Annotated in this window: 1 protein-coding gene; it reads left to right on the top strand. The window is 35.9% G+C overall.

Translation table 11 applies throughout. From position 1 onward, the window contains the following. Window positions 1-115: 115 nt before the first annotated feature. A partial coding sequence (locus tag UEQ13_RS00030) for an HYR-like domain-containing protein (protein ID WP_456237514.1) occupies window positions 116-1647 on the top strand: 1532 nt, incomplete at its 3' end.

The following is a 1647-nucleotide window of genomic DNA, read 5'->3' as shown; positions in this document are numbered from 1 at the left end:
AATAACTTTTGGTCAATTAAAAAGACCAAAAAAGTTATTCTGAAATTAGACAAAATGAAAAGAAAATACTAATTTTGATTAGAACAATATTAACTGACCTTGTTGCGTTAAGGTCTTGAATCCGCCAATTGTAAATGGTTTGAATGCAAATGGAGCAACAAATATTCAAGACGGAATTGTAAAAGCCGATAATGAATTAACTGCTCATGGTAGTTTTAATTGCAACACCTCTAGAAGTATTATTCTTTTGACAGATGGTGTTGCAAATAGAACAGGTCCAAGTGGTTCATCATGTTCTGGAGGTACTGGTGGTACTTGTATTCAAAGTGCAATTACTGCAGCTACAAATGCAAAAACTACTACAGTTTCAAGTGTTGTATATAATAACCAAATTTTTTCTGTTGGTTTGTTTGGAGGAATATCTGGAACTGATCAAACAAATGCAACATACTGTTTAAATAATATCCAATCAGGTGGGGCTTTCTTTACTGAAAGCGCTGCAAACTTAACCGGAATTTACGCACAAATACTGAATCAAATTTCCTGGGTTGTAGCACAAATTCCTGGAACCGCATTTAATAAAGAAACCGTAAATAATAACTTCAACATTGTTGCAGGATCTATTTCTGTATCTAAAGGAACATTTGTGCAAACCGGACAAGTAATTGATTGGAATATCGATTTTCTTAATACTGAAACAATTACTTTAAAATATCGATTAACACCAAAACCAAATATTTGTGGAGATAATATTGTTAGCACATCTAGACTTGACTATTTAAATTCAAGTTGTATTGCAACATTTCAAAATGTAACAACTCCTAATTATTGTGTTCCATGTGCTCCTATATTATCAGCACTACCAAGTCCAACAACAATTAACTGTCCAGCAACCCCTAATTTTACGACACCAACAATTACAAATGGTTGCTTAAGCACTTCATTAACATTTGTAGATGTAACTACAACAAGTACAGCATGTCCTTTAAAATATTCTATTACTAGAACTTGGACTGCTAGTAATTCTTGTTACTCAGCAACTGCTTCGCAAACTATAAATGTACAAGATGTTACTGCACCAGTTATAGCGCCGCTTCCTGCAATCTCAACTATTAATTGTCCAGCCGTACCAAATTTTGCTACTGCAACGGCTACTGATGCTTGTGGCGGACCTGTAACTCTAACTTTTGAAGATGTAACTACAGCAAGTACAGCATGTCCTTTAAAATACTCTATTACCCGAACTTGGACTGCGAAAGATAATTGTAATAATACTTCAACAGCTTCGCAAACTATAAATGTGCAAGATGTTACTGCACCAGTTATAGCGCCGCTTCCTGCAATCTCAACTATCAATTGTCCAGCCGTACCAAGTTTTGCTACTGTAACGGCTACTGATGCTTGTGGCGGACCTGTGACTTTAACTTTTGAAGATGTAACTACAGCAAGTACAGCATGTCCTTTAAAATATTCTATTACTAGAACTTGGACTGCGAAAGATAATTGTAATAATACTTCAACCGCTTCGCAAACTATAAATGTGCAAGATGTTACTGCACCAGTTATAGCGCCGCTTCCTGCAATCTCAACTATCAATTGTCCAGCCGTACCAAGTTTTGCTACTGCAACGGCTACTGATGCTTGTGG

The organism is Flavobacterium facile, assembly GCF_036321945.1.
GTDB lineage: Bacteria > Bacteroidota > Bacteroidia > Flavobacteriales > Flavobacteriaceae > Flavobacterium > Flavobacterium facile.
This window is presented reverse-complemented; position numbering and strand designations above follow the sequence as displayed.